Below are 19,024 nucleotides of genomic sequence, written 5' to 3'. Positions count from 1 at the left end.
CTCCGACGTCCTGGCCCATTCCATCACCGGAGCGGCGTTTCCGGCATTCGCTTCCTGCGGGCTTTCGCGCTGCTTCCGGCTGTTTCGCCGAGTCCTCCGTCGTGGTTGTTTCTGTTGTTTCTGCTGGTGCGGCTGGTGCGACTGCTACTGATGTTTCTGATGTTGCGGCAGTTCCCGTTGTCCTCGTTTTTCCCGTTGTTCTTGCTGTTCCCGTTGCTCGTGCGGCCCGCCATTCCCGAATCCGTGTCAAGGGGGAGTCATGTCCGAAACGGCCAGCCCGGCCCCGCCGGCCCGTCCGGTGCACAGCTGGGACGAGTTCAGCACGCTCCGCGAGGTGGTGGTCGGCACCGCGGTGGGGGCGCGGCTGCCCGAGCAGTCCGACCCCTCGTCCTGGCTCTCCTGCTTCCCGAAGACCAGTGCGGCCGAGCTGGCCACGATCCCGGTCGGCGCGTACTCGCAGCAGGTGGTGGAGGAGACCGAGGAGGACCTGGACGCGCTGGTCGCGACCCTGCGCGGACTCGGCGTCACCGTGCACCAGCCCGAAGTCATCGACCACGCCGCAGAGTTCGCCGCGCCGAGCTGGCGGGCCGACGGCGGATTCCACTCCTACTGCCCGCGCGACCTCACGCTGGTCGTCGGCGAGACGGTGATCGAGGTGGCGAGCCCGATGCGCCACCGCTACTTCGAGGTGTTCGGCCTGCGCGACCTCTTCCAGGAGTACCTGCGGGGCGGGGCGCGGTGGTTGGCGGCCCCCCGCCCCCGGCTGGACGACGGGCTCTTCGAGTTCGACGCCGACGGGCTTCCCCTGCTGGGCGAGGCCGAACCGGTCTTCGACGCCGCCAACGTGCTGCGGCTCGGCCGTGACGTCTTCTACCAGGTGTCCCGCAGCGGCAACGAACTCGGGCTGACATGGCTGGAGTCCACCCTCGGACTGCTCGGTGACCTGCGGCTGCACCCGCTGCGCGGCATCTACGGCTACACCCACATCGACAGCACCATCGCGCTGCTCCGGCCCGGCCTGGTGCTGCTCAACCCGGAGCGGATCAGCCCCGAGACGGTGCCCGAGCCGCTGCGCGGCTGGGACATCCTCTGGTGCCCGCCCGCGGAGCCGGCCGTGGCCTCGCCCGAGCACGCGCTCAGCGAGAGCTGGATCAGCATGAACCTGTTGATGGTCAGCCCCGACACGGCCATCGTGGAGTCCGGCCAGCAGAGCCTGATCAAGCAGCTGGAACACGCGGGCATCACCGTCCTGCCGCACCGGCTACGCCACTCGCGGGTCCTCGGCGGGGGCTTCCACTGCGTGACCCTGGACATCCGGCGGGACGGCGGGCTGGAGGACTACCTGTCCTGACCCGCGCCCGCCCGGGGCTCCCACCTCCACCGGTCCGCCCGGCCCTCCCCGTTCCCGCGGTGCGGTCCTCCCCGTCCTCCCGGCCGCCGGGTCCGCCCGGTGCGACCTTCACCTGGCGTGATCGCGGAGGACGGGGGCTGGCATGCTTGACGGGTGACTTCTCCGTTCGACGCCCCCGTCCCTGACCCTGCCCCCGAGGAACGCGACGCCCGGCCGCAGTACGTGCTGCCGCTCGTCGTCCGGCTGGAGCGGGACACCCCGCCCGGGCGGACCGACGCGCTGGAGACCTCGGCCCGGGCCGTGCTCACCCTGCTGGCCGACCCGCGGGTCACCGGGCCGGACGGCGAGTGGGCGCAGCGGGTGGCGGCCTGGGAGGACGCCCGGATCCGCAAGGTGGTCCGGCGGGCCCGGGGCGGCGAGTGGCGCCGGGCCTGCGAGCTGCCGGGGATCACGGTGAGCGGCCGGGAGGCGGAGGTGCGGGTGTTCCCGCCGATCCCGCTGGACGGCTGGCCCAAGGAGCTCGCCAAGCTCCAGGTCTCCGGCACCGATCTGGAGGAGACCGGCCCGGTGGACGCCGCCGAAGCCGGCGTGCCGGTGCTCTGGCTCAACCCCGAGCTGGAGATGAGCGCGGGGAAGACCATGGCCCAGACCGGCCACGCGGCCCAGCTCGCCTGGTGGCGGCTGGACGACGCACAGCGCAAGGAGTGGGCCGAGTCCGGCTTCGCGCTGGCGGTCCGCACGGCGACGCCGGATGCCTGGGCCGAGCTGGTCGGCAGTGGCCTGCCGCTGGTCCAGGACGCGGGCTTCACGGAGATCGCCCCGGGGAGCTGCACGGTGGTGGCGGACCACCCGGCCCTGCGCGGCTGAGCGGGAGGCGCTCGGCGTGGGCCTGCCGGGAGGCGTGCCCACGCCCCGCCGTCGGCTGACGGCCGGCGGGCGGGGGCTGGCCAACGGGGGCCGTCCGGGTTCAGGCCTCGTAGCGGCGGATCGAGCGCAGGCCGCCGTACGCCGCCGCCGCGGCCCAGAGCGCCATGATCAGCAGCCCGGTCCAGTGGCTGTAGTGGACGGCCGGGTCCGGCTGGGTGAGCATCGCGTACAGGCCGGCCCGGTCGGGCAGGAACTGGCCTGCCTCGCGCACCCCGGGTATCGCCGCCAGCGCCGTGGTACCGAGGAAGACCATCGGCGTGAGCAGGCCGAGGGCGGCGGTGAAGTTGCGCATCATGGCCGTCAGGCCGAGGCAGAACACCACCAGCAGCGGGTGGTAGAGCACCCCGGCCAGGAAGCTCCGCCCCATGCCCGGGACGGAGAGGTCCAGACCGACGGTGCCGGCGACCGCGAGGAACGAGCCCGCCGTGGAGACCAGGCCCAGCAGCAGCCCGATCCCGGCGCCGAGGACGAGCTTCGCGCCGTACAGCCGCCCGCGCCGGGGCACGGCGGTGAGCGAGGTGCCGATCATGCGGGTGTTGAACTCCTGCCCGATCAGCAGGATCCCGAGGCAGGCCACGGCGACGTGACCGAACAGCAGGCCGTAGTAGATCCCGCCCGCCGGGTCCTCGCCCGGGGTGTGGTCCACCTCCCCGTACGCGGCGTTGACCGCGAGGGTGATGCCGACCGTGAGCGCGACGGCCACGATCGGGGCGATCCACTGGGAGCGGAGCGTGGTGAACTTGATCCGCTCGGACCGGAGTACGGCGGCGGTGGTGGTCATCGGAAGCTCTCCTTTCCTTGGCGCCGCAGGGCGCGGGAGGTCGTCGTCGGTGAGGGGGTGGTCGGCGGCGGGCCGCCCGGGTTCAAGCCTGGTAGCGGCGGATCGAGCGCAGGCCGCCGTACGCCGCCGCCGCGGCCCAGAGGGCCATGATCAGCAGGCCGGTCCAGTGCCCGTACACGACCTGGGGGTCGTCGGCGTAGCGCAGGGCGTACTGGCCCGCGCGGTCCGGGAGGAACTGGACCACGTGGCGGACGCCCGGCAGGCCGCCGAGCAGCGGGGAGAGCAGAAAGACGGTCGGCACCAGCACGCCCATCGCCGCGCTGAGGTTGCGCATCATGGCGGTCAGGCCGAGGCAGAGCACCACCAGCAGCGCCGGGTAGACCACGGCGGTGGTGGCACTGCGCACGAACGCGGGCCCGTCCCACTCGCCGGGGGTGAAGGCGGCGTACCCGGCGAAGGAGCCGGCCGCCCCGGCCAGGCCGACGCCGAGGGCGACCAGCGCTCCGAGCAGGAGCTTGGCGCCGTAGAGCCGCCCGCGCTGCGGTACCGCGGTGAGCGAGGTGCCGATCATGCGGGTGTTGAACTCCTGCCCGACCAGCAGGATCCCGAAGCAGGCCAGTGCCGCCTGGCCGAAGTTGAGGCCGTAGTGGATGCCGACGCCCGGGTCGTCGGTGAGGTTGTGGTCCTTGCCGCCGAGCGCGGCGGAGACGGCGATGGTGAGGCCGGCGGTGAGCAGGACGGACAGCAGCGGGGTGATCCAGAGCGAGCGGAGGGTGGTGAGCGAGCTTGATCCGCTCGGACCGGAGGACGTTCGCAACAGTGGTGGCCGGCCCGGCCGGGGTGCTCATGCCGCCACCGCCCGGTACTCGACGCTGTCGGCGGTCATCCGCATGAAGGCCTCCTCCAGGGAGTCCTGCTGGACGGCGATCTCGTACAGCACCACGCCGTTGGCGGCGGCCAGTGCGGCGATCTGCTCGGGTTCGGCGCCGGTGACCTCCCAGGCGCCGCCGTCCACCGGCTCGGCGGCCAGGCCGGAGTCGCGGAGCAGGGCGTCGAGCTTGGTCTGGTCCACGGCGCGGACCCTGGTCCGCGTGCGGCCGTGCCGGTCGATGAACTCCGACGTGGCGGCGTCCGCCAGCAGCCGGCCGCGGCCGATCACCACCAGGTGGTCGGCGGTGAGCGCCATCTCCGTCATCAGGTGCGAGGAGACCAGGACCGCGCGGCCCTCGGCGGCCAGGTCGCGGAGCAGGGTACGGATCCAGCGGATCCCCTCCGGGTCGAGGCCGTTGACCGGCTCGTCCAGCATGAGGACCGGCGGGTCGCCCAGCAGTGCGGCGGCCACCCCGAGGCGCTGGCGCATGCCGAGCGAGAAGCCGCGGATCCGGCGGCCGGCCGCGTCGGCCAGGCCGACCTGGGCGAGCACCTCGTCGACCCGGCGCTCGGGCAGGCCGTTGCTGGCGGCGAGCCAGCGCAGCTGGCCGCGGGCGGTGCGGCCGCCGTGCACGGCGTGGGCGTCGAGCAGCGCGCCGACCTGCCGCAGCGGGTCGGCCAGCTCGGCGTACGGGCGGCCGCCGACCAGGGTGCGGCCGGCGGTGGGCCGGTCCAGGCCGAGGACCAGCCGCATGGTGGTGCTCTTGCCCGCGCCGTTCGGCCCGAGGAAGCCCGTGACCACTCCGGGTCGGACCTCGAAGCAGAGGTCGTCGACCACACGCGTCCCGTCGTACTCCTTGGTGAGGCCCTGAACCTGGATCACGGCTGCCCTCCCTGTCCCTGTCGTTCTTGCGGCCCGGTCGCTGCCGGGCCGCTCTCCCTGCCGGGCCGGCCCGTCCGGCCGGTCCCGCTGTCGATGGCCCCATTCGACCGGAACGGACCTCCCCGGCGGATCCCGCCGGGGAGGGGAGTTGACTCCCTCTCGGGAGGGAGGGCGTCGTACTGCGCTGACCTGGCAGGATGGCGGGATGCCCCGCATACTCGCGCCCCTGCTGAGCGCCGCCACCTACGTGAGGTGGCTGCACCTGGCCGTCGGATGGGTCTTCTCCGGTGTCGTGCTGATGGTCTATCCGGGGACGTACGGCTTCAGCCTCGGCGGGATCGTGCTGCGCGCGGTGCCGGCGGACGTGGCGCTGCTGGTGCTGGTGGCGATGCTCCCGGCGATGCGTCGGGCGGAGGGCGTGCAGGCGCGGCTGCTGCTGATGCCGGAGCGTGAGGAGGACATCGCCACCGAACCCGCCCGGACGTGGGCCGACCGGCGGCGGACGGCGGTCTGGCTGGTCGGCCGGACCGCCCTCGGAACGGCCGTCGGGATCCTCTCCGTCCTGGTGCCGGCGGCCGCCTTCGACCTGCTGTTCCGCTCCGAACCGCGGCCGCCGGGCGGCCTCGAACTCCCCGCCGGGGACGGGCTGTCGTGGTACCCGCTGCTGGCGCCGGCGCTGCTGTTCGCCTTCGGCTGGCTGGTCGTCTGGGCCGGCCGTCTCCAACTCGCCATGGCGCGGCGGCTGCTGGGTCCGTCCCCGGCCGAACGGCTGGCCGCCGCCGAACTGCGGGCCGAACGCCTTCTCGAACGCAACCTGTTGGCCCGCGAGCTGCACGACTCCATCGGCCACGCCCTGACGGTGACGGTCATTCAGGCCGGTGCGGCGCGCGAGGTGGGGGACGCGGCGTTCGTCGCCAAGGCGCTCGAAGTCATCGAGGACACCGGGCGGAAGGCGATGGAGGACCTGGAACGCACCCTCGTCCTGCTCCGGGACACCGGCGAACCGGGTGCCGTCCGCGGCCCCGGCGCCACCCCCGGCGCCCCCGGCGCGGGCGACGCCCGGGAACGCCCCGGCATCGAGCAGCTGCCCGGGCTGTTCGACACCGCGCGCTCGGCCGGCAGCCCGGTCGAGGCGTGGATCGACGTGCCGTCCGGGCGACTGCCCGGAGTGCTCTCCCGCGAGGGCTACCGCATCGTCCAGGAGGGCGTCACCAACGCCCTCAAGTACGCGCCCGGTGAGCCGATCAGCGTCCGGGTCACCCTGCGGGACGACCGGTTGGAGCTGCGCTGCGCCAACGCGCTGGGCGGCGCCGTCGCGTCCGCCCGCGGCACACCGCGCCGGGGCGGCAAGGGACTTCGCGGCATCCGGGAGCGCGCCGTGCTGCTCGGCGGTGAGGCCTCCGCCGGGGCGGAGTCCGGCGAGTGGGTGCTGGCGGTGCGGGTGCCCCTACGCTTGGGCGCGTGATGATCGACATTCTGCTGGCCGACGACGAGGAGCTGGTCCGGGCCGGACTGCGGGCCGTACTGGAGGCACAGGGCGACCTGCGGGTGGTCGGTGAGGCCCGCGACGGCGCCGAGGCGGTCGCCCTGGCCCGCGAACTGCGGCCGCACGTGGTGCTGATGGACGTCCGGATGCCCGGGACGGACGGCCTGGCGGCCACCCGCGAACTGGTCCGGGGCGCGGCCGCCCCGGGCGGGTGGGCGCCGAAGATCCTGGTCGTGACCACCTTCGAGATCGACGACTACGTCTACCAGGCGCTGCGCGCGGGCGCCGACGGCTTCCTGCTGAAGCGCTCCCGGCCGGCCGAGATCGCCCATGCCGTCCGGCTGGTCGCGGCGGGCGAGTCGCTGCTCTTCCCCACCGCGATCCGCCGCCTCGCCGCCGGCCAGGGCAACCGGGAGGCGCGTGCCACGATGGCGCGCGCCGCCCTGACCGACCGTGAGGCCGAGGTGCTGCGCCTGGTGGCGCGCGGGCTGACCAACGGCGAGATCGCCGATCGGCTGTTCCTCGGCGTGCAGACGGTGAAGACGCACGTCAGCAGCGTGCTGGGGAAGCTCGGCGCCCGGGACCGCACCCAGGCGGTGATCGCCGCGTACGAGTCCGGCTTCGTGGAGCCGGCGGAGTAGCCCGGCGCCGGCCCCCGCGCCGGCCCCGCGCCGGCCCTGCCCCCGCCTGCCCCCGCCGCGGCCCCCGCGCCGGCCCCGCGCCGGCCCTGCCCCCGCCTGTCCCCGCCGCGGCCCCCGCGCCGGCCCGCACCGGCCCGCCGGTCCCGGCTCAGGCCGGGTACGCGTGCGTCTGGGCCGCCTTGACCGACGCCCAGACGGTGGCGCCGGGGGCGAGGTCGAGTTCGGCCGCTGCGGCGGGCGTCAGGTCGGCGGCCATCGGGAGGGCGCCGGCCAGGTCGGTGCGGACCTGGTCGCCGTGCAGCTCCAGGCCCGCGACCTTCAGCTCCCACACGTTGCGCGCGCTGGACTGCGGCTCCTCCCGGTGCAGCGTCACGGCGGACGGCGGGAACGCCACGAAGGCGGGGCCGGTCAGCTCCTCGGTGGTGGCCAGCACCGTGCCGTCCGCCAACGTGACCAGGTGGCCCTCCGCGCTGCCCTGGTACAGATTGAGGCCGACCAGCCGGGCGATGTAGTCGGTGCGTGGCCGGCGGGCGATCTCGGCCGGGCTGCCGGACTGCACCTCGTGCCCGCCCTCGATCACCACCAGCCGGTCGGCCAGCACCATCGCGTCCAGCGGGTCGTGCGTCACCAGGACCGCCATCGCCTCGAACTCGGCCAGGTGGCGTCGTAGTTGGGAGCGCACGTCGAGCCGGGTGCGGGCGTCCAGGGCGGCCAGCGGCTCGTCGAGCAGCAGCAGCCGGGGCCGGACGGCCAGTGCCCGGGCGAGCGCCACCCGCTGTGCCTGTCCGCCGGAGAGGCGGCCGGGGCGGGCGGCGGCGTGTTCGGCCAGGCCCATCCGTTCCAGCCAGTCGGCCGCCTCGGCGCGGGCCTCGCGCTTGGGGCGGCCCTGGCAGCGCGGGCCGAACGCGACGTTGTCGAGCGCGCTGAGGTGCGGGAAGAGCAGGTAGTCCTGGAACACCACGCCGACCGGGCGTTCCTCGGCGGGCGTGTGCAGGCGTTCGGCCGGGTCCTCCAGGATGCGGCCGTCCAGCCGCAGATGGCCGCCGGTGAGCGGGAGCAGGCCGGCGAGGGCGCGCAGGGCGGTGGACTTGCCGGCGCCGTTCGGACCGAGCAGGGCGACCACCTCACCGGGGGCGGCGGTGAGGGAGAGGTCGAGGCTGAAGGCGGCACGGTCCACTCGGAGCCGGGCGTCGAGGGCGGGGGCGTCGGCAGTCACGGTGTGGGCGTCCAGTGGGGGGCGTGGTCGAGTTGGGCACGGTGCGCGGGGCGGAGCGGGAGGCCGGCCGGTCCGGCCCTGTCCGCCACCACCACCGCCACCGCCGTCGGCGACAGCGGTGCCGACGGCGGTGGCGACGGCGGCAGGGCGCGTACGAAGGCGCTGGCGCAGGTGTACCCGGAGGCGTTCACGGCGTGGGCATCCAGCGCTCGCGCAGGCCGACCAGAACGGCGACCGAGACCACCAGCAGCACGAGCGAGAGCGCGATCGCCGCCTCCGGGTCGGACTCCATGGCCAGGTAGACCGCGAGCGGCATGGTCTGCGTCCGGCCGGGGAAGTTGCCCGCGAAGGTGATCGTCGCGCCGAACTCGCCGAGCGCACGGGCCCAGGCCAGGACGGCGCCGGCGGCGATGCCGGGTGCGATCAGCGGCAGCGTCACCCGCCGGAAGGCGGTCAGCCGGGAGGCGCCCAGGGTGGCGGCCGCCTCCTCGTAGCGCGGGTCGGCGGCCCGCAACGCGCCCTCCACGCTGATCACCAGGAACGGCATCGCCACGAACGTCTCGGCGACGATCACACCGGTGGTGGTGAACGGCAGCGTGATGCCGAAGGCGGAGTCCAGCCAGGAGCCGACGATGCCGCGCCGGCCGAGCACCAGCAGCAGCGCCACACCGCCGACCACCGGCGGCAGCACCAGCGGCAGCGTGACCAGCGCCCGGACGACCCGCCGGCCGGGCAGTTCGGTGCGCGCCAGCAGCCAGGCCAGCGGCACCCCGAGCACCAGCGACACCCCCGTGGCCGCTGTGGCGCAGACCAGCGAGAGGCGCAGCGCGTCCCACACCTCGGTGCTGGTGAGCTGGTCGGAGAGGTCGCTCCAGGGCGCCCGGACCAGCAGCCCGACCAGCGGCAGGATCAGGAACGCCAGCCCGAGCAGCGCCGGGAGCAGCAGCGTGACCGGGACGCGGTTCGCGCGCCGTCGACGGGGCGGCAGGTCGGCCGCCGGGGCTGCCACCCCGGCGGCCGACCGGGTGGTGCGACGGCTCACGGTGCCTGGAACCCCGCCGTGGTCAGCACCTGCTGCGCCTCGGGCGACTGGATGTAGGCGACGAAGGCCGCGGCGCCGTCCTTGTTGGGGGCCTTGGCCAGCGCGGCGATCGGGTAGTCGTTCACGGCCTTGCCGGCCTCGGGGAAGTCCACGCCGTCGATCTTCGCAGCATCGGCCTTCACATCGGTCTTGTAGACCAGCGACGCGTCGACCTCGCCGAGCTCGACCTTGGTCAGCGCGCCCTTGACGTCCTGCTCCAGGGTGACCGGCGTGAGGTCGACGGCGGCCGCCTTGAGCGCCGTCTGGGCGGCGGCGCCGCACGGCACCTCCTTGGCGCACAGCGCGACCTTGACGCCCGGGGCCGCGAGGTCCTTGAGGGCGGCGAGGTGCTTGGGGTTGCCCTTGGGGACGGCGATGGTGAGCGTGTTCCTGACGAAGGTCCTGGGCTCGCCGGTGGCGCCGCCCGCGTCGGTGACCGTCTTCATGGTGGCCGGGCTGGCGGCGGCGAAGACGTCGGCCGGGGCGCCGGAGTTGATGCTGGTGGCGAGGCTGGAGCTGCCGCCGAAGTTGAACTTGACCTTGGCGCCGGGGTTGGTGGCCTCGAACTTCTTGCCGAGGTCGGTGAAGCTCTCCTTGAGGGAGGCCGCGGCGAAGACCGTGATGTCGCCGGTGGCCTTCGGGGTGGCGGCGTCGCCGGTGGCGGCACCCGTCGGCGCGGTGCTCGTGGACGTCCCGGACGCCTTGGTGCCGCCGTCGCTGCCGCAGGCGGTGACCCCGAGGCTGAGGACGAGGGCCGCAGCGGCGGCGACGGCGAGTCTGCGGGGGTGGGTGGTGCGGGTGCTCATCGGTATTCCCCTCCTGGGCGCGCCGGAAGGGGCGCGGGGACGCTGCCGCAGCTGCGGCCGTTACAGCGATCATAGTGCCGCAAATACCAGCGGAAAATCGTCTGTCGCATCGCACAGGCGAGCAGTGCCGGCGGTCGCCGGCGGGCTGTCGGAAGCCTCAACACCGGGCGCGTGCCGCTCCGCTGCGGCCGACCCGGCGCCGCGTCCGCCGCCGGTCCCGCGCGGCGTCCGCCATCGGCTCGGCCGTGGCACTGACCGGCGGAAAACCCTTCGCGCACGGGGGCCCCGAGGCGCCAGAGTGGTCGTCGTCCGTCCGCATTCCGGTCGCGGGAGCGGCCCGTGCGGACGACCTGTACGCATCGCCGGCCGACCGGCCGGGCCGAGGGGGAGGAGCACACCCATGTCCACACTGCGCGTCACCGCCGAGCGGCTGATCATCCTGGCCCATCCGAACGCGGACGCCCTCGAACTCGCCCAGGTCGGCCTCTACCGCGCGGTGGTCGCCAAGGGCGCGTACCGGACCGGGGACCATGCCGTGTACATCCCCGAACAGGCCGTGCTGCCCGCCGAGCTGATCGAGGAGCTGGGCCTGACCGGACGGCTGGCCGGGAGCAAGGCCGACCGGGTCAGGGCGGTCCGGCTGCGCGGCGAGCTGTCGCAGGGCATCGTCTGCCGGCCCGGCGCGCTGGCCGGGACCGACCTGGCGGCCGCCGCCGAGAGCGGTGAGGACTTCGCCGAACTGCTGGGCGTCACCAAGTGGCGGCCGCCGATCCCCACCTCCATGAACGGCGAGGTGGTCCGCGCGCCCGACCTGCTGCCCTGGGTGGACATCGAGAACCTCAAGCGGTTTCCCGGGATCTTCGAGCCCGGCGAGCCGGTCGTGCTGACCGAGAAGCTGCACGGCAGCTGCTGCCTGGTCACCTACCACGCCGCCACCGGCGAGGTGCAGGTCTCGTCCAAGGGCATCGGCGCCCAGGGGCTGGCCCTGGCCGAGGACGAGCACAACCTCTACTGGCGGGCCGTGCGCGCCCACGGCATACCGGAGGTGGCCGCCCGGCTGGCGGAGCGGCTCGGCGCCGAGCGGGTCGGCGTCTTCGGCGAGGTCTTCGGCGCGGGGGTGCAGGACCTCACCTACGGCGAGTCCGGCCGCACCGAGCTGCCCGGCTACGCCGCGTTCGACGTCTCGGCGGTGGTGGAGGGGCGACTGCGCTGGCTGCCGGCCGCCGAACTGCTGGACGGCGAGCTGCCGGTGGTGCCCGAGCTGTGGCGCGGGCCGTTCGATCCGGACACCGCGCTGGCGTTCGCCCAGGGGCGGGAGACCGTCTCCGGGCGCGAACTGCACGTTCGCGAGGGCGTGGTGATCCGCCCGGTCACCGAGCGCTGGAGTCCGGTGGTGGGCGGCCGGGCGATCGCGAAGGTGGTCGGCGACGCCTACCTGACGCGCAAGGGCGGCACCGAGTACGAGTGACCGGGCCGCCTCCGGCGGATCCGGTGGGCCGACGGGGCGGGGGCAGGGCGGGGCGTCGTGCGACGGGGCGGCCGCGGGAGGACCGTGGCCACCCCGGGCGCGCACCCTTCACCGATGGCTACTCGTCAGTTACTTTGATGGGTCGCCACTGGAGGAGGCCCAGATGACCACCGCGAACGCCCGGGTGCCCGGCCCGCCCGGACTCCCGCTGATCGGCTCGATGTTCGACCTGACCCGCCGCCCGCTGCGGACCTACCTGGCGGCCCGGCGCGACTACGGTGACGTGGTCCGGATCACCGCCGGGCCGCCCGGGCTGAGGGCCGAGTTCTTCCTGATCTTCTCGCCGGAGGGCGTCCAGCAGGTGCTCGGCAGCGAGGCCGCCAACTTCCGCAAGGAGCACGCCTTCTACGACGAGCTGCGGACCAGCGTCGGCAACGGCCTGCTGACCAGCCAGGACGGCGACTACCAGCGCCAGCGCCGACTGATCCAGCCGCTCTTCACCCGCCGCCGGGTCGACGGCTACGCGGATGCGATCGCCCTGGAGGCGCAGGCGCTGGCCGAGCGCTGGAGGGCGGTGCCGGGCGGGGTGGTGGACGTGGCGGACGAGATGTCCCGGTTCGCGCTGCGCACGGTCTCCCGCATCCTGTTCGGCGCCGACGTGGAGGAGGCGGTCGACGTCGTGCGCCGCAGCTTCCCGGCGCTGGCGGAGTACATCCTGGGACGCGGCTTCTCGCCCGTCCGCACACCGCGAGGCTGGCCGACCCCCGCCAACCGGCGCGGCGCCGAGGCACAGCGGGACCTCTACGCGATCTGCGACCGGATCATCGCCGAGCGCGCCCTCCGCCCGGACGCCGGGAGCAGGTCGGACGACCTGCTGGCGCTGCTCACCCTCGCGCGCGGGGAGGACGGCGAGCGGCTGGACCCGGCCGAGCTGCGCGACCAGGTGCTGATCTTCCTGCTGGCGGGCCACGAGACCACGGCCACCTCGCTCGCCTTCGCCCTCCACCTGCTGGCGGGGCACCCGCAGGAGCGGCGCCGGGCCCAGGAGGAGGCGGAGTCGGTGCTCGCCGGACGCGAGCCGACCGCCGCCGACCTGGACGCCCTGCCGTACCTCACCCGGGTGGTGAAGGAGGCGATGCGGCTCTACCCGGCGGCCTCGGCGACGGGGCGCCGGGCGGTGGCCGAGACGGTGATCGACGGGCACGTCATCCCGGCCGGTGCACAGGTACTGGTGGCGCCGCTGGTGACCCACCGGCACCCCGACCACTGGGAGGAGCCGGAGCGGTTCGACCCGGACCGGTTCCTGCCCGAGCGGGAGAAGGGGCGCCACCGGTACGCCTGGTACCCGTTCGGCGGCGGCCCGCGGGCCTGCATCGGGCAGCACTTCTCGATGCTGGAGTCGGTGCTCGCCCTGGGAGTGCTGCTGCGCGACTTCGACTTCGAGCTGATCGATCGCCGGGTGGCGCTCAGCCAGGGCATCACGCTGCGGGTGGACAGCCCGATGCGGATTCGGGTCGCGCCACGCTGACGGGGCCGTCGTCGTCCGTTCCCCGCCGTTCCCCGCCGTGCTTCGGCCGCGGCCCGGGGGCGGACCGCGCCGGGTCCGGGGCCGGACCTGGTGCCTGGGCGGGAGCGGTCACGCGGGCGGGAGCCGGCGCGCGGGACCGGGCGCGCGGGACGGAGCGCGCGGGCACAGGACCAACCCATTCGAACACAGCTCCCGCACGGCACGGGCAGCTTTTCACATCTTCGCGTAACCCGTTCGGGGCCCCGATAGCGTCCCACGCACCCCGGACCAGAAGCGCACGTGCGGCTGGCATATGACGGGTGATCGATCCCCCGGACTGGTCCCGACCGGCCCGGAGCGGTCACCGCCCGATGCCCTCCACTCGGAGTCCGCCCGGCCCAGGGAGCCCGGGCCCGGCGTCCACCGCCCCCGGGCCCGACCGGTCGACCGGAGGTCCCATGGGCACGATGAACCACTTCAGTTCCGGCTGGCTGACGCCCGCGCTCTCCTACGTGGTGGCGTGCGCCGGGGCCGCGCTGGGCCTGCGCTGCACCCTGCGCGGCCTCGCCGCCACCGGAGCCTCACGCCGGAACTGGCTGCTCACGGCGGCCGCCGCGATCGGGTCCGGCATCTGGACGATGCACTTCGTCGCCATGTTCGGCTTCGCGGTCGACGGCACGGAGCTGCGCTACAACGTCCCGCTGACCGTGCTCAGCCTGCTGGTCGCGGTCCTGGTCACCGGGCTCGGGACGGTCGCCGTCGGCTACGGGCGGCACCGGGGCCTGGCACTGCTGGCGGGCGGGCTCACCACCGGTCTCGGCGTGGCCGCGATGCACTACCTCGGCATGGCGGCCCTGCGGCTGCACGGCGGCCTGCACTACGACCCGGGCACGGTGGCGCTCTCCGTGCTGATCGCCGTCGGCGCCGCCACCGCCGCCCTCTGGGCCGCCGTGACCATCCGCAACGTGTACGCCGCGGTGGGCGCCTCACTCGTGATGGGCCTCGCGGTGAGCTGTATGCACTACACCGGCATGGCCGCCGTCCACGTCCACCTGGAGCCCGTCCGGAGCGGGCTCGGCGGGGCCGCACCGATGGAGTTCGTCTTCCCGCTCGCGGTCGGCCTCGGCTCCTTCCTCTTCCTCACCTCGGCCTTCGTCGCCCTCTCCCCGACGGCCCAGGAGCGTGCCGCCTACCGGGAGGCGGGTGAGCTGACCATCGAGGAGTTCCCGACGACGGCCGCGAGCCCGGCGCCGGGGGAGCACCACCGCGCGGCCTGAGCAGGCCGGCCGCCCCGGCCGACGCCGTCCGCGGAAGCCGGAAGCCGGAAGCCGGAAGCCGGCCGCCGGCCGCCGGAAGTCCGAAGCCGGAAGCCCGAAGCCGGCCGTCGGCCGTCGCGCGCCTTCGCCGGACCGCTCCGCCGCTCCCTTGCACGGATCCCCCTCACCGCCCCGTCCCGCCTCGCCCGAAAGGCTCCTCACCCATGCGCGAAAGCCGCGGTACCGCGCCCGGTACCCGCCGGGGTTCCCACGCCGGGCCGCCCGTCCGGCCGGCTCGTGAAGCCGACCGCCGCAGCCCCCGTCCCGGGCAGCGCGGGCTGCGCGCCCTGCGACCCCGGACCGTGCGGGCCCGGATCGTGGCGCTGCTGATGGTCCCCGTCGTCTCCGTCCTGGCGCTCTGGGGGTTCGCCAGCGTCACCGCCGCCCAGGACGTCTGGGACCTGATGCGACTGCGCGAGGCCCAGCGCACCGTCCTCACCCCCGTCGGCGCGACCGTGGCCGGACTCCAGGCCGAACGCGCCGCCGCCGGACAGGTGTTGGCCGCCCCCGGGGCCACCCGGGAGAGCGCCCTGCGCGAGGCCGCCGCCGCCACCGACCGTGCCCTCGCCCCGCTCTTCTTCGACACCCGGCCGGGCGGCGGCCGGGCCCCGGGCGGCCAGGGGCCCGGCGGGCAGGGCGACAAGGGGCAGGGCGACAACGGGCAGGGGTACAACCGGGCCGACGCCCTGGGACTGGGTCCGGAGGCCACCGCCCGGCTCGACGCGCTCGGCGCGGCCGTCGGCGCGCTGCCGGAGCTGCGCAGCCGGGTGCCGGCCCGCGGTGTCGGCTGGCCCGAGGCCTACGCCGCGTACGGTGCCGCCGTGGACCGGGCGCTGGCGGTGGCCTGCGCGCTCACACCGATGCAGGACCACCGGGTCGCCTCGGACGCCCGGGTGCTGCTGGAGTTCGCCCGCTCACGTGAACTCCTCAGCCGCGAGGACGCCCTGCTGCGCACCGCCCAGCTCGCCGGCGGCCTCACCGAGGAGCAACTGCGCGAGTTCTCCGGCGCCGCCTTCGCCCGCCGCCAGTTCGAGCAGGGCTCGGCCGCCGATCTGCGCCCCGGGGACCGCGCAGCCCTGCTCGCCGTCACCGGCGGCCAGGATCACCGGGACCTCGTCTCCTACGAGGACAGGGTCCGCGCCGCCGCCGACGGGCGCGCCGCGGTGGCCGCCGTCCCGTCCGACCGGTGGTCGGTGACGGTCGGCAACGTCGCCCGCGACCTGCGCGCCGTCGAGGAGACGGCGGGCCGGGCGGCGTCCGAGCGGGAGGACCCGTATGCGCTGGGCCTGTTCACCCCGGCCGGGCTGGCCGTGCTGCTCGGGCTGGTCGGCGTGGTGGCCTCACTGGTGATCTCGGTGCAGATCGGGCGCGGGCTGGTCACCGAGCTGATCGGCCTGCGGAACTCGGCACTTGAGCTGGCCGGACGCAAACTCCCCGCCACGATCAGGCGGTTGCGCGCGGGGGAGGAGGTGGACATCGACGCGGAGGTGTCCGCCCCGGTGTACGGCGGCGACGAGATCGGCCAGGTGCACGGCGCGCTCGGCACCGTCCAGCGGGCGGCGGTCACCGCGGCGGTCGAACGGGCCGAGGTGCTCTCCGGGGTCTCCGGGGTGTTCGTCAACCTCGCCCGGCGCAGCCAGGTGCTCGTACACCGCCAACTGACCCTGCTGGATGCCATGGAGAGGCGGACCGAGGACCCGGCCGAGCTGGCTGACCTCTTCCGGCTGGACCACCTCACCACCCGGATGCGCCGCCATGCGGAGGGCCTGATCATCCTCTCCGGTGCCGCCCCCGGCCGGGCCTGGCGCAAGCCGGTCCCGCTGCTGGACGTGGTGCGCGCCGCGGTCTCCGAGGTCGAGGAGTACGCCCGCGTCGAGGTGCACCGGCTCTCGCACGTGGCGGTCACCGGCCAGGCCGTCGCCGACCTCACCCACCTCGTCGCCGAACTGGTCGAGAACGCGACCGGCTTCTCGCCGCCGCACACCAGAGTGCGCATCCGGGGTGAACAGGTCGGCAACGGCTACGCGTTGGAGATCGAGGACCGCGGCCTCGGGATGGGGCCGGAGGTGCTCGCCGAGTCCAACCGGCGGATCGCCGCGGCCGAGCAGACCGATCTCTTCGACAGCGACCGGCTCGGCCTGTTCGTGGTCAGCCGGCTGGCCCGACGGCACGGCGTCCGGGTGTCGTTGCAGACCTCCGCCTACGGCGGGACCACCGCCGTGGTGCTGCTGCCCACCGCCCTGCTGGCCGGTGACGGCCCGCGGAGGCGCAGGGAACGCCCAGCGGCGGTACCGGAGTTGGACGTCGAACCGGCGGTGGGTGGGCCCACCGGCCGGCCGGCCGGTGGGCCCCGGCACACCGGACACGCCTTCCCCGCGGGTGAGGCCGACGGGCCCGAGGCCGTGCAACCCCACGCGTTCGCCAAGCACGAGGGCAGACCCGAGCCCGCGTCGGCCGGGCCCGGACCCGCGTCGGCCGGGCCCGGACCCGGGCCCGTCTTCGTGAGGCCCGGGTCCACCCCGGTGGACGGCCTGCCGGGCACCGGGCCGTCGTCGGAAGGCGGGGCGCTGCTGCCGTTCGGAGCCCGGGGCGCCGACCCCGGGGTCCTGCGCCCGGTCCCGTTCCGGGCCTCCGGCGCCCGGGCGGACGGCCCGCCGGCAGCCCCCGCCGCCCGGCCGGGCGCCGGAACCGCGGGGCCTGCCGGGCTCACCGGGCCGGCCGGGCCCGCGGAACCGGACGAACTGCCCCGGCGGGTCCGCCAGACCAGCCTGGTCCCGCAGTTGCGCGAGGCCCCGCCGCAGCCGCGGCCCGGCCGCCGTCGCCCGGCCGGCGCGTGCGCGGCAGGCCGGGACCCGGAGGCGGCCCGCGCCGCGATGGCCGCCTTCCAGGCCGGCTGGGCCCGCGGCAAGGGCCCGGACGACCGAGGGGGCGAGCTCCCCGAGCGGCGGTGGCCGGACGGCCGTCCGGGCCGACGCCCGGACGGGACACCGCCACCCCCGCACCATCCACTCCCACCGCACCACCCCGAAGGAGAGCGCCCATGATCGGCACCACCCACCGCGCGGGAGAGCTCAACTGGCTTCTCGACGAGCTGGTTTCGCGCGTCGCCGAGATCCGGTTCGCCGTGATGCTCTCCGCCGACGGCCTCGCCATGGGCACCTCGGCCGGCCTCGGCCGTGAGGACGGCGAGCACCTGGCCGCGGTCGCCTCCGGCTTCCACAGCCTGGCCAAGGGGGCCGGGCGGCACTTCGGGGCCGGCGAGGTCCGCCAGACCATGGTGGAGCTGGAGCACGGCTTCCTGTTCGTGGCCGCCGCGGGCGAGGGCACCTGCCTGGCGGTGTTCTCCACCGCCGAAGCCGACCTCGGCCTGATCGCCTACGAGATGGCCAGACTGGTCCGCCGGGTCGGCGAGCACCTGTTCACACCACCGCGCAGCGCGGACGGCCGGTGAACCCGGTGCCGCGTCCGCACCAGCAGCGCAACCCGCTCGCCGCCGCCCACCACTCGCGCTGGTACGACGACGAGGCCGGGCCACTGGTCCGCCCGTACGCGATGACACGGGGACGGACGAGGCCCAGCGGGCAGGAGTTCGACCTGATCGCGCTGGTGGTCAGCGAGGTCCCGGACCCCGCCGGGTTCCCCGACGCGCCGGACCTGCCGGTCGGGCCCGAGCAGGCCCGGATCCTCGGCCTCTGCCGGGGCGGCGGCCTCCCGGTGGCCGAGATCGCCGCCGGCCTCGACCTGCCGCTCGGCGTGGTGCGGGTGCTGCTCGGCGACCTGCTGGCGGCCGGGTACATCCGGGTCGGCCGCCCCGTCCCGCCCGCACTGCTCCCTGACGAGCGCATCCTCCAGGAGGTCGTCCATGGACTCCGCGCACTCTGACCACCCGCGCCACGGCCACCCGCATGCCGACGAGTTCTGCACCGACGGGTCCTGCACCGAGGGGTGTTGTACCGACCAGCCGCACCGCGAGCGCTCCTCCGCGGACCGCCTGTACGGGGACGGCCCACCCGGACCCGGACCCGGACCGGGACCCCGACCCGGACCCGAGGACGAGGAGGAGGAGACCCCGGCGGACTCCCCGGTGCTCGCCCTGAAGATCCTGGTGGCGGGCGGGTTCGGGGTCGGCAAGACCACGTTGGTCGGCTCGGTCAGCGAGATCCGCCCACTGCGCACCGAGGAGCTGCTCACCGAGGCCGGCCGGGGAGTGGACGACACCGGCGGGGTCGAGCAGAAGACCACCACCACGGTGGCCATGGACTTCGGCCGGATCACCATCCGCGAGGGGTTGTCCGTCTACCTCTTCGGCACCCCGGGCCAGGACCGGTTCTGGTTCCTCTGGGACGAGCTGGCGCAGGGCGCGCTCGGCGCGGTGGTGCTGGCCGACACCCGCCGGCTGACGGACTGCTTTCCCGCCGTGGACTTCTTCGAGCACCGGGGCATCCCGTTCGTGGTGGCGGTCAACCGCTTCGCCGGCACCCGGGACTTCGGGGCCGACGAGGTCGCCCGGGCGTTGGACCTGGAGTCCGGCACCCCGGTGGTGCTCTGCGATGCGCGCCGCCGCGCCTCGGGCAAGGAGGTGCTGATCAACCTGGTCGAGCACGCCGGCCGGGTGCACGCCGCCCGCCTGCTGGCCGACGCGGGGGCGCCCCTCGGCTGAGGCGGAGTCGGACACGCCTCGGGGCGTGTCC

The 19,024-nt window shown here is 75.0% G+C and carries 18 protein-coding genes; 11 read left to right on the top strand and 7 right to left on the bottom strand.

Translation table 11 applies throughout. From position 1 onward, the window contains the following. Positions 1-259: 259 nt before the first annotated feature. Together C2142_RS08585 and C2142_RS08580 are read left to right on the top strand one after the other, a co-directional pair. Positions 260-1,351 (top strand): scyllo-inosamine-4-phosphate amidinotransferase, encoded by a 1,092-nt coding sequence (locus C2142_RS08585; protein WP_148641841.1) that lies wholly within the window; start codon positions 260-262, stop codon positions 1,349-1,351. Positions 1,352-1,504: 153 nt separating this feature from the next. Further along, entirely contained in the window at positions 1,505-2,218 is a 714-nt protein-coding gene (locus C2142_RS08580; protein WP_148641840.1) for an aminoacyl-tRNA hydrolase, read from the top strand. Between the two features lie 100 nt (positions 2,219-2,318). On the opposite strand, the gene C2142_RS08575 is transcribed toward C2142_RS08580, so the two are convergent. The 3 genes from C2142_RS08575 to C2142_RS08565 all read right to left on the bottom strand — a co-directional run bounded on the left by C2142_RS08575 (position 2,319) and on the right by C2142_RS08565 (position 4,812). Continuing rightward, a complete protein-coding gene (locus tag C2142_RS08575) occupies positions 2,319-3,059 on the bottom strand; it encodes an ABC transporter permease (RefSeq protein WP_148641839.1) in 741 nt (246 codons plus the stop codon). An 82-nt stretch (positions 3,060-3,141) separates the two neighbouring features. Then, entirely contained in the window at positions 3,142-3,876 is a 735-nt protein-coding gene (locus C2142_RS08570) for an ABC transporter permease (protein ID WP_148641838.1), read from the bottom strand. A gap of 27 nt (positions 3,877-3,903) precedes the next feature. Further along, positions 3,904-4,812, bottom strand: coding sequence for an ATP-binding cassette domain-containing protein (locus C2142_RS08565; RefSeq protein ID WP_241002456.1), 909 nt, complete (start codon positions 4,810-4,812; stop codon positions 3,904-3,906). 205 nt (positions 4,813-5,017) lie between these two features. Here C2142_RS08565 and C2142_RS08560 point away from each other — a divergent pair, with 205 nt between their 5' ends. Both C2142_RS08560 and C2142_RS08555 read left to right on the top strand, forming a co-directional pair. Then, the gene (locus C2142_RS08560; protein WP_148641836.1) at positions 5,018-6,277 is read left to right on the top strand and encodes a histidine kinase; all 1,260 of its coding nucleotides are present in this window, start codon (positions 5,018-5,020) and stop codon (positions 6,275-6,277) included. Then, positions 6,274-6,939: a response regulator transcription factor gene (locus tag C2142_RS08555; RefSeq protein ID WP_148641835.1), complete on the top strand. Its 666-nt coding sequence runs from the start codon at positions 6,274-6,276 to the stop codon at positions 6,937-6,939. Before C2142_RS08560 ends, C2142_RS08555 begins: the two co-directional genes overlap by 4 nt. Before the next feature lie 148 nt (positions 6,940-7,087). Here C2142_RS08555 and C2142_RS08550 read toward each other — a convergent pair whose 3' ends face one another. From C2142_RS08550 to modA, 4 genes are read right to left on the bottom strand one after another with little or no spacing between them, the layout of a single operon-like run. Further along, entirely contained in the window at positions 7,088-8,155 is a 1,068-nt protein-coding gene (locus C2142_RS08550) for an ABC transporter ATP-binding protein (RefSeq protein ID WP_241002455.1), read from the bottom strand. After that, positions 8,152-8,346: a hypothetical protein gene (locus tag C2142_RS08545; RefSeq protein ID WP_162600484.1), complete on the bottom strand. Its 195-nt coding sequence runs from the start codon at positions 8,344-8,346 to the stop codon at positions 8,152-8,154. The genes C2142_RS08550 and C2142_RS08545 overlap by 4 nt, the downstream gene beginning before the upstream one ends. Then, entirely contained in the window at positions 8,343-9,164 is an 822-nt protein-coding gene (locus C2142_RS08540) for an ABC transporter permease (protein WP_241003146.1), read from the bottom strand. Before C2142_RS08540 ends, C2142_RS08545 begins: the two co-directional genes overlap by 4 nt. Before the next feature lie 29 nt (positions 9,165-9,193). Continuing rightward, entirely contained in the window at positions 9,194-10,042 is an 849-nt protein-coding gene (modA, locus tag C2142_RS08535) for a molybdate ABC transporter substrate-binding protein (RefSeq protein ID WP_148641833.1), read from the bottom strand. A 400-nt stretch (positions 10,043-10,442) separates the two neighbouring features. On the opposite strand from modA, the gene C2142_RS08530 reads away from it, so the two are divergent. From C2142_RS08530 to C2142_RS08500, 7 genes are all read left to right on the top strand, one after another. After that, positions 10,443-11,510, top strand: a complete 1,068-nt coding sequence (locus C2142_RS08530) for an RNA ligase (ATP) (protein ID WP_148641832.1) — start codon at positions 10,443-10,445, stop codon at positions 11,508-11,510. Between the two features lie 163 nt (positions 11,511-11,673). Continuing rightward, positions 11,674-13,038 (top strand): cytochrome P450, encoded by a 1,365-nt coding sequence (locus C2142_RS08525; RefSeq protein WP_148641831.1) that lies wholly within the window; start codon positions 11,674-11,676, stop codon positions 13,036-13,038. Positions 13,039-13,475: 437 nt separating this feature from the next. Further along, on the top strand, positions 13,476-14,294 hold the full coding sequence (locus C2142_RS08520; RefSeq protein ID WP_148641830.1) for an MHYT domain-containing protein: 819 nt from the start codon (positions 13,476-13,478) through the stop codon (positions 14,292-14,294). A gap of 203 nt (positions 14,295-14,497) precedes the next feature. Then, positions 14,498-17,377 (top strand): nitrate- and nitrite sensing domain-containing protein, encoded by a 2,880-nt coding sequence (locus tag C2142_RS08515; RefSeq protein ID WP_241002454.1) that lies wholly within the window; start codon positions 14,498-14,500, stop codon positions 17,375-17,377. Beyond that, positions 17,374-17,784 (top strand): roadblock/LC7 domain-containing protein, encoded by a 411-nt coding sequence (locus C2142_RS08510; RefSeq protein ID WP_148641829.1) that lies wholly within the window; start codon positions 17,374-17,376, stop codon positions 17,782-17,784. Before C2142_RS08515 ends, C2142_RS08510 begins: the two co-directional genes overlap by 4 nt. 5 nt (positions 17,785-17,789) lie before the next feature. Further along, complete coding sequence (locus tag C2142_RS08505) at positions 17,790-18,215, top strand: DUF742 domain-containing protein (RefSeq protein WP_241002453.1); 426 nt, start codon at positions 17,790-17,792, stop codon at positions 18,213-18,215. Positions 18,216-18,417: 202 nt separating this feature from the next. Next, a complete protein-coding gene (locus C2142_RS08500; RefSeq protein ID WP_241003145.1) occupies positions 18,418-18,993 on the top strand; it encodes an ATP/GTP-binding protein in 576 nt (191 codons plus the stop codon). Positions 18,994-19,024: the final 31 nt, after the last annotated feature.

The organism is Streptomyces sp. CB01881 (assembly GCF_002953255.1).
Classification (GTDB): domain Bacteria; phylum Actinomycetota; class Actinomycetes; order Streptomycetales; family Streptomycetaceae; genus Kitasatospora.
This window is presented reverse-complemented; position numbering and strand designations above follow the sequence as displayed.